Consider the following 7629-nt stretch of genomic DNA (forward strand, 5'->3'; position numbering starts at 1 on the left):
ACATCGACCGCATCGCGATCCGCTTCGAGAGCTTCACCGAAGAATTCCTGAACATCCTCCAGCGCCAGCTGCGTTGACCGGAGCTTAGCTGCCATGCGTCAACGTCGCCTGATGAACCAGATCAACGTCGTGCCTTACATCGACGTGATGCTGGTGCTCCTCGTCATCTTCATGGTCACCGCGCCGATGATCCAGTCCGGCTCGGTGAACCTGCCCAGCGTCGACAAGGTGCCCGCGCCGCCCACCGACGCGATGATCGTCACCGTCAAGCCCCAGGGCGAGCTCTCCCTCAGCCAGACCAGCCAGGCTCAGCCCAAGTCCTACAACCGCCGCGACCTGATCGGCGCGGTGCAGGACGCCGTCTCGGCCAATCCCGGCCAGCCGGTGGTGATCGCCGCCGACAAGGACGTGAAGTACGAGCTGGTCATGGATGTCCTCAACGACCTGCGTAACGCAGGCGTCAACAAGGTCGGCCTGCAGACGCAGATCGGCAAGTCCAGCCGATGAGACCTCTGCTGTCCGGTAACGACCGGGGCAAGTGGTCGTCGGCAGCGCTGGCAGCGCTCGTCCACGTCCTGCTCGGTCTGTTCCTGTTCTATGGCGTGCGCTGGCAGAACCGCCTGCCCGACGCCGTCGAGGTCGAGCTGGTGAGCGCGCCACCCCCGGCTGCCCGCGTTGCCCCGCCGCCGCCCCCCGCCCCGCCGGCCGAATCCCGCCCGGCGCCGCCTCCGCCGCCCGAGCCCGAAGACGAACCCGAACCCGCCCCGCCGCCGCGCAGGCAGCCGGACATCGCCATCAAGGCGCCCGAGCCGAAGAAGCAGCCGCCCAAGCCGGTGAAGGAAATCGTCAAGCCCGAGCCGAAAAAGCCGGAACCCAAACCCGAGCCCAAAAAGCCCGAGCCGAAGCCCGAACCCAGGAAACCCGAGCCCAAGCCTGAGCCTAAAAAGCCGGAACCCAAGCCCGAGCCCAAAAAACCCGAACCGAAGCCGGAACCCAAACCTGACCCGAAGGCCGAAGCCAAGGCCCGCGCCGAGCAGGCCCGCATCGACCAGGCCAAGGCCGACAAGGAAGCCAAGGCGTCCGCCGCCCGCGCCCGCGAGCTCGAAGACCGCCGGATGCGCGAGCTGATGGCCCACGACAGCGAGAACGCTAGCCAGTCCCGCCAGATCCAGGAAGAACTCGCCCGGGTTGCCGGCGCGAAGGCCAGCGCCGCCCGCAACAAGGCGATCGAGGCCTACATCGAGAAGATCCGCGCCAAGGTGAAGGGCAACATCGTGCTTCCGCCGGGCGTCAGCGGTGATCCCTTTGCGCTGTTCTACGTGGATCAGCTGCCCGACGGCTCGGTGATCGAGGTACGCCTCAAGCGCTCCACCGGCAACGCCCAGCTCGACGGCGCCATCGAGCGCGCCATCCAGAAGTCCAGCCCGCTGCCGCGCCCGGACAAGCCGGAACTGTTCAACCGCACGCTGGAGCTGAAGTTCTACCCGCTCCGCGACTAAACCATGAGTCTTCCGCCCATGACCTCTCGCATCCTGTCCTTCCTGCAGAGCGCCGTGCCGGCCTGCGCGCTGGTGCTTGCGTCCTCCCTGGCCCAGGCCCAGCTTGCCATCGAGATCACCGGCGCCGGCGCCAACCGCATGCCGGTGGCCGTCGCCAGCTTCGAGGGTGAGAACGCCCTGCCTCGCGCCGTCACCGATGTCGTCCGCGCCGACCTCGAACGCAGCGGCCTGTTCAAGATGATCGAACTCGGCCCGAGCCCGATGGGCGCCGCCGGCCCCGTGGATTACGCCCGGGTCCGCTCCCGCGGTGCCGACGCCGTCGCCGTAGGCACCGTCAGCCCCAACGGGGCCGGCCGCTTCCAGATCGAAGTGCGCCTCCACGACGCCGCCAAGCAGCTCGGCCTGGGCAGCCAGGCGATGGTGATGTCGCCCAACCAGTACCGCGCGACCGGCCACCGCATCGCCGACTTCATCTACGAGAAGCTCACTGGTGAGCCCGGCGTGTTCTCGACCCGCATCGCCTACGTGCTCAAGTCCGGCCCCCGCTACGAGCTGCAGATCGCCGACGCCGACGGCAGCAACGCCCAGACCGCGCTGGCTTCGAAAGAGCCGATCATCTCCCCGGCCTGGTCGCCGGACGGCTCGCGCCTCGCCTATGTGTCGTTCGAGGCCAAGAAACCGGTGGTCTACGTGCACAACCTCGCCACCGGCCAGCGCAACGTGGCCGCCAACTTCAAGGGCTCCAACTCCGCCCCCGCCTGGTCGCCGGACGGCCGCCGGCTGGCGGTGGTGCTCACCAAGGACGGTCAGTCCCAGCTCTACTCGGTCAATGCCGACGGCTCCGGCGTGCAGCGCCTGGCGTCATCTTCCGGCATCGACACCGAGCCGGCCTGGTCGCCCGACGGCATGATCTACTTCACCTCCGACCGCGGCGGCAGCCCGCAGATCTACCGCGTGCCGGCCGGCGGCGGCGACGCCCAGCGGGTCACCTTCGAGGGCGGCTACAACGTCAGCCCGCGCCCCTCGCCCGACGGCAAGAGCCTCGTCTACGTATCCCGCAACGGCGGCCGCTTCCAGGTCACGATGCTGGATCTCGCATCCCGCCAGACGCAAATCCTCACCGACTCCTCCAAGGACGAATCCCCGAGCTTCGCCCCCAACGGCCGCATGGTGCTCTACGCCACCGAGATCGGCGGCCGTGGCGTGCTCGCCGCCGTGTCCGCCGACGGTCGTGTGAAACAACGTCTATCGGTACAATCAGGCGACGTGCGCGAACCCGCCTGGGGGCCCCAGCCCCGAAACTGACCCGCTCGCGCGAAACCCGACGCATCACCACGCATTCATCCAGCCCTTGCACGGATGCCCCACGGAGTCCACACCATGAAGTTCCAGCACCTCACCCTGTCCCTGATCGCTGCCGGCCTGCTGGCCGCTTGTAGCTCGGCCCCCAACCAGAACCAGGGTGCAGCCGTCGAAGACCGCAGCAGCGGCGCCGCCAGCAGCGGTGTCGACGGCAACCGCGTCACCACCGTCAACGCCAACGACGGCGCCAACGGCTCCGCCTACCCCGAGCTGCGCGATCCGAAGAACATCCTGTCCAAGCGCAGCGTGCTGTTCGACTACGACAGCTACGTCGTCAAGGATCAGTACCGTCCGCTCGTCGAAGCCCACGCCAAGTTCCTGGTCGCCCACCCCAAGGTCAAGATGATGATCCAGGGCAACACCGACGAACGTGGCAGCCGCGAATACAACCTGGCCCTCGGCCAGAAGCGTGCCGACGCCGTCAAGAAGGCCCTGGGCCTGCTGGGCGTGGCCGAAAGCCAGCTCGAATCCGTCAGCCTCGGCGAAGAAAAGCCCAGCTGCACCGACGCCTCCGAGTCCTGCTGGTCCGCCAACCGTCGTGGCGACATGCTCTATTCGGGTGAATTCTGATGTTCCCGCGCCTTCTGCCCCGCCTGTTGGCCGGGCTGCTGGCTGGCCTGCTGGCCAGCCAGGCCCAGGCCGGCCTGTTTGACGACGAGGAAGCCCGGATGCGCATCAATCAGATGCGCACCGAGTTTTCCGCCCGTCTGGACAAGCTCGAAGCCAGTTCCCGCGCCCAGCTCGAACTGGCCGACCAGATCGAAAACCTGAAGGCCGAGATCGCCCGCCTGCGCGGCGAGAACGAAGTCCTCAGCAACGATCTGGCCAACGCCAACAAGCGGCAGAAGGACTTTTACGTCGACCTCGACAACCGCCTGCGCAAGGTCGAGCCCCAGACGGCTGCCGAGGCCCCTGCAGCGCCGGCAGCCCCTGTGGTAGCCGATCCAGCCAGCGAAAGCCGCGACTACGAAGCCGCCCTCACCCAGCTGCGGGCCGGCAAGTTCCGCGAAGCCGCCACCGGCTTCGTCGCCTTCACCAAGGCCTACCCGAACAGCAGCTTCCAGCCCAACGCCCACTTCTGGGCCGCCAGCGCGCTCTATCAGCTGAAGGACAACGTCGGCGCCGCCGAGCACTACGCCAAGGTCGCCAGCCAGTGGCCGGACGACACCCGCGCGCCGGACGCCCTGCTCGGCCTCTCGAGCACTCAGGCCGCCCGCAACGACACCGCGGGGGCCACCAAGACCCTCGAACGGCTGGTCGCCAAGTACCCAAGCAGTTCGGCGGCAACCATCGCCCGCCAGCGCCTCAAGAAGTAAGCCCGCCGCGCCCGACACCGGGCGCGCTTTTTTTCCCATGCCCACAACCGCCAGCCCCGCTCCCCGCGCCGCCACCCTGCGCATCACCGAGATCTTCCACTCGCTCCAGGGTGAAACCTCGCGCGCCGGCCTGCCGACGGTGTTCATCCGCCTCACCGGCTGTCCGCTGCGCTGCAGCTGGTGCGACACCGAATACTCCTTCACCGGCGGCACCACCCGCACCCTCGACGACATCCTCGCCGAAGTGGCCGGCTACCACTGCCCGACCATCTGCGTCACCGGCGGCGAACCGCTGTCCCAGAAGAACTGCCTGCCCCTGCTCACCGCCCTGTGCGACGCCGGCTACTCGGTGTCCCTCGAGACCAGCGGCGCCCTCGACATCGCCGGCGTCGACCCGCGCGTCTCGCGCATCGTCGACCTCAAGGCGCCGGGCTCCGGCGAAGTCGCGCGCAACCTGCTCACCAACATCCCGCTGCTCAACCTGCGCGACGAGGTGAAACTGGTGCTCGCCAGCGAGGCCGACTACGAGTGGGCCAAGGCGCAGATCGCCGAATACCATCTCACCGAACGCTGCCCAGTGCTCCTCGCCCCGGTCCAGGGCCAGCTCAAGCCGGCCGACCTCGCCGCGTGGATCCTCCGCGACCGGCTGCCGGTGCGGATGCAGGTTCAGCTGCACAAGGTCATCTGGGGCAACGAACCCGGTCGGTAAGCGGTCAAACCACGCCGGGCCAGGCCCCGGCACCGGATCACCCCTTGCCTGGATCCATTTTTTTGTATTGGATGTAAGCATGAGCACGCCCCGCGCCCTCGTCCTGCTGTCCGGCGGCCTCGATTCCGCCACCTGCCTCGCCATCGCCCGCGCCGAAGGCTTCGAGACCTACGCCCTGTCCGTCGAATACGGCCAGCGCCATGCGGCCGAGCTCGCCGCCGCCCGCCGCGTGGCCGCCGCCCTCGGCGCCGTCACCCACCGGGTTGCCCACGTGGATCTCGGCCAGTTTGGCGGCTCGGCCCTCACCGACCCGGCCCTCGCCGTGCCCACCGACGGCGTCGGCGCCGGCATCCCGATCACCTACGTGCCGGCCCGCAACACCATCATGTTGTCCATCGCCATGGCCTGGGCCGAGGTGCTGGGCGCCGACCACATCTACGTGGGCGTCAATGCGGTGGATTATTCCGGCTACCCCGACTGCCGCCCGGCCTTCATCGAAGCCTTCGAGAAGATGGCCAACCTCGCCACCAAGGCCGGCGTCGAAGGCCACCACCTGGCCATCCACGCGCCGCTGATCGACCTCTCCAAGGCCGACATCATCCGCCGCGGCACCCAGCTTGGCGTCGATTACAGCCTCACCGTGTCGTGCTATCAGGCCGACGACGATGGCCGCGCCTGCGGCCTGTGCGACGCCTGCCGGCTGCGCAAGGCCGGCTTCGAAGCCGCCGGCCTGCCCGACCCCACCCCCTACGCCTGACCACGCCATGGACGCCGCCAGCCAGCCCCTCTCCCTGTCGGCCATCGCCTGGGCCGCCTTCGCAATCGGCACAGTGTTCGGGCTGGCGGCCCAGCGCAGCAACTTCTGCTCCATGGGCGCCATCGCCGACATCCTGCTGATGGGCGACTGGACGCGCCTGCGCATGTGGGCGCTGGCCGCAGCAGTGGCCATCACCGGCACCACCGGCCTGCAGGTGGCCGGGCTGGTGGACGTGCACAACTCGATCTACACCGGCAGCCGCCTGCCGTGGCTGTCCCATCTCGTTGGGGGCGCGCTGTTCGGCGTCGGCATGACCCTCGCGTCTGGCTGCGGCGCTAAAACACTTGTGCGGCTCGGCGGCGGCAACCTCAAGTCGCTGGTGGTGTTCGTCTTCCTCGGCCTCTCGGCCGCAATGACCCTGCGCGGGCTCTTCGGCGGCTGGCGCGTCGAATGGCTCGACCCCGTTGCCCTGCAGCTCGCCACACCGCAGGATCTGCCGACCCTGCTCGCCGCCCGCTTCCAGCTCGACGCCCGCAGCGCGTGGCTGGCCTGCGCCACCGTCGGCGCCGGCAGCCTGGCCCTGTTCGCGCTATCGAGCCGCGACAACTGGCGGCCTGGCCCACTGCTCGGCAGCATCGCCATCGGCGCGTGCATCGTCGCCGGCTGGTATCTCAGCGGCCACCTGGCGTGGCTTGCCGAAGATCCCGAAACCCTCGCCCCGGCCTTTCTCGCCACCAACAGCGGGAAGATGGAATCCCTCAGCTTCGTCGCACCCTACGCCTACAGCCTCGACCTGCTGATGCTGTGGACCGACAAGAGCCGCATCGTCACCATCGGCATCACCACCACCCTCGGCGTCGTCGCCGGCGCGCTGCTGGGCGCAATCACCAGCCGCAGTTTCCGCATCGAAGGCTTCCGCGACACGCCGGACCTCGTCCGCCACATCGCCGGCGCCATCCTGATGGGCTTCGGCGGCGTCACCGCGCTGGGCTGCACCATCGGTCAGGGCCTCTCCGGGCTCTCCACCCTTTCGGTCGGCGCCATCCTCACCGTAGGCGCCATCATCGCCGGCGCAACGGTGTCGATAAAAATTCAGCTACGAAACAGTTGACGTATTCTGTGGAGGGGCTATAATGCGCGTCTCTTCCGGGGGGTCGGTAGCTCAGTCGGTAGAGCAGCGGACTTTTAATCCGTTGGTCGCGAGTTCGAATCTCGCCCGACCCACCAGTAAAAAAGGTGGGCTATAATACCGGCTCTCGCAAGAATGGGTTGTTAGCTCAGTTGGTAGAGCAGCGGACTCTTAATCCGTAGGTCGAGTGTTCGAGCCACTCACAACCCACCAAACATCAAGGGCTTAGCAGCGATGCTAAGCCCTTTTCACTTTTTGGGTAACGCCGGGGTTACTTTCAGGATGCATCCTGGTCAATCTAGGACAGCATTCCCCCTTCTGATGGCTACTACAGTGCGCCAGGCGATGCTGCATACACCCGGAAAATCGCACTCAGCGAACATTTGATACTGCCCCTCACGTAGGCCACCTCGTCCAAGCGGATTTGGGTTTGCAGCCCCTCGAAACCCAAGAACTCACCGAGCATCAACTCCGGATCATCTGCTCCACCGGGCGATTGTCCGAGCACAGCAGGAAAGGCGCTTTCACGCGCACAAGCGTGCCGAAGGGGGGATCAGGGCCTGCTCCAACGCGCTCTCGGTGGTGCGCCACTTGCCGCTCCGGGAGACATGCCTGTATTGACCCACCAAATCCTGCACAGGTCACGCCGCTAAAGCGAATGCCTCAGCGGGGGTCTTCATCTCCAGGGCCTGATGGGGCCGCTGGTGGTTGTAGAACTGGATCCAATCGCCGATCACGCGGCTGGCGTGCTGCAGGGTTTCGAAGCGGTGGCGGTGGATGCACTGCTCTTTCAGCGTGCGGATCGTAAGCGTCCAGCCAAGTCATCTCCTCAGTCGCTCGTAATCCCCTGACGATCA

The 7629-nt window shown here is 67.2% G+C and carries 9 protein-coding genes and 2 tRNA genes; 10 read left to right on the plus strand and 1 reads right to left on the minus strand.

Annotated elements, in window-relative coordinates; translation table 11 throughout:
- The first annotated feature begins 93 nt into the window (after window positions 1-93).
- From tolR to Q0672_RS01230, 10 genes are all read left to right on the plus strand, one after another.
- Complete coding sequence (gene tolR, locus Q0672_RS01185) at window positions 94-507, plus strand: protein TolR (RefSeq protein WP_298618902.1); 414 nt, start codon at window positions 94-96, stop codon at window positions 505-507.
- Window positions 504-1499, plus strand: a complete 996-nt coding sequence (tolA, locus tag Q0672_RS01190; RefSeq protein ID WP_298618904.1) for a cell envelope integrity protein TolA — start codon at window positions 504-506, stop codon at window positions 1497-1499. Before tolR ends, tolA begins: the two co-directional genes overlap by 4 nt.
- Before the next feature lie 18 nt (window positions 1500-1517).
- A complete protein-coding gene (tolB, locus tag Q0672_RS01195; protein WP_298618906.1) occupies window positions 1518-2804 on the plus strand; it encodes a Tol-Pal system beta propeller repeat protein TolB in 1287 nt (428 codons plus the stop codon).
- Window positions 2805-2879: 75 nt separating this feature from the next.
- Window positions 2880-3431 carry a peptidoglycan-associated lipoprotein Pal gene (pal, locus tag Q0672_RS01200; RefSeq protein WP_153161916.1) on the plus strand — a complete coding sequence of 184 codons (552 nt, stop codon included), beginning with the start codon at window positions 2880-2882 and terminating at the stop codon, window positions 3429-3431.
- Window positions 3431-4177, plus strand: a complete 747-nt coding sequence (gene ybgF, locus Q0672_RS01205) for a tol-pal system protein YbgF (protein ID WP_153161915.1) — start codon at window positions 3431-3433, stop codon at window positions 4175-4177. Before pal ends, ybgF begins: the two co-directional genes overlap by 1 nt.
- Before the next feature lie 37 nt (window positions 4178-4214).
- Window positions 4215-4886 (plus strand): 7-carboxy-7-deazaguanine synthase QueE, encoded by a 672-nt coding sequence (queE, locus tag Q0672_RS01210; protein ID WP_153161914.1) that lies wholly within the window; start codon window positions 4215-4217, stop codon window positions 4884-4886.
- A 79-nt stretch (window positions 4887-4965) separates the two neighbouring features.
- On the plus strand, window positions 4966-5643 hold the full coding sequence (gene queC, locus Q0672_RS01215; protein ID WP_298618911.1) for a 7-cyano-7-deazaguanine synthase QueC: 678 nt from the start codon (window positions 4966-4968) through the stop codon (window positions 5641-5643).
- 7 nt (window positions 5644-5650) lie between these two features.
- The gene (locus tag Q0672_RS01220) at window positions 5651-6754 is read left to right on the plus strand and encodes a YeeE/YedE family protein (RefSeq protein WP_298618913.1); all 1104 of its coding nucleotides are present in this window, start codon (window positions 5651-5653) and stop codon (window positions 6752-6754) included.
- 40 nt (window positions 6755-6794) lie between these two features.
- A tRNA-Lys gene (locus tag Q0672_RS01225) sits at window positions 6795-6870 on the plus strand.
- Between the two features lie 39 nt (window positions 6871-6909).
- Window positions 6910-6985 (plus strand) — tRNA-Lys (locus tag Q0672_RS01230).
- A 428-nt stretch (window positions 6986-7413) separates the two neighbouring features.
- Here Q0672_RS01230 and Q0672_RS23480 read toward each other — a convergent pair.
- Window positions 7414-7575 (minus strand): integrase core domain-containing protein, encoded by a 162-nt coding sequence (locus tag Q0672_RS23480; RefSeq protein WP_367179907.1) that lies wholly within the window; start codon window positions 7573-7575, stop codon window positions 7414-7416.
- Window positions 7576-7629 lie beyond the last annotated feature (54 nt).

The organism is uncultured Zoogloea sp. (genome assembly GCF_937894855.1).
Classification (GTDB): Bacteria; Pseudomonadota; Gammaproteobacteria; order Burkholderiales; family Rhodocyclaceae; genus Zoogloea; species Zoogloea oryzae.

Bases quoted from the DNA above. Each gene is read 5' to 3' on its own strand.
- tolR (WP_298618902.1), top strand. From the start codon at position 94: ATGCGTCAACGTCGCCTGATGAACCAGATCAACGTCGTGCCTTACATC.
- pal (WP_153161916.1), top strand. From the start codon at position 2,880: ATGAAGTTCCAGCACCTCACCCTGTCCCTGATCGCTGCCGGCCTGCTG.
- tolB (WP_298618906.1), top strand. From the start codon at position 1,518: ATGACCTCTCGCATCCTGTCCTTCCTGCAGAGCGCCGTGCCGGCCTGC.
- tolA (WP_298618904.1), top strand. From the start codon at position 504: ATGAGACCTCTGCTGTCCGGTAACGACCGGGGCAAGTGGTCGTCGGCA.
- queE (WP_153161914.1), top strand. From the start codon at position 4,215: ATGCCCACAACCGCCAGCCCCGCTCCCCGCGCCGCCACCCTGCGCATC.
- ybgF (WP_153161915.1), top strand. From the start codon at position 3,431: ATGTTCCCGCGCCTTCTGCCCCGCCTGTTGGCCGGGCTGCTGGCTGGC.
- Q0672_RS01220 (WP_298618913.1), top strand. From the start codon at position 5,651: ATGGACGCCGCCAGCCAGCCCCTCTCCCTGTCGGCCATCGCCTGGGCC.
- queC (WP_298618911.1), top strand. From the start codon at position 4,966: ATGAGCACGCCCCGCGCCCTCGTCCTGCTGTCCGGCGGCCTCGATTCC.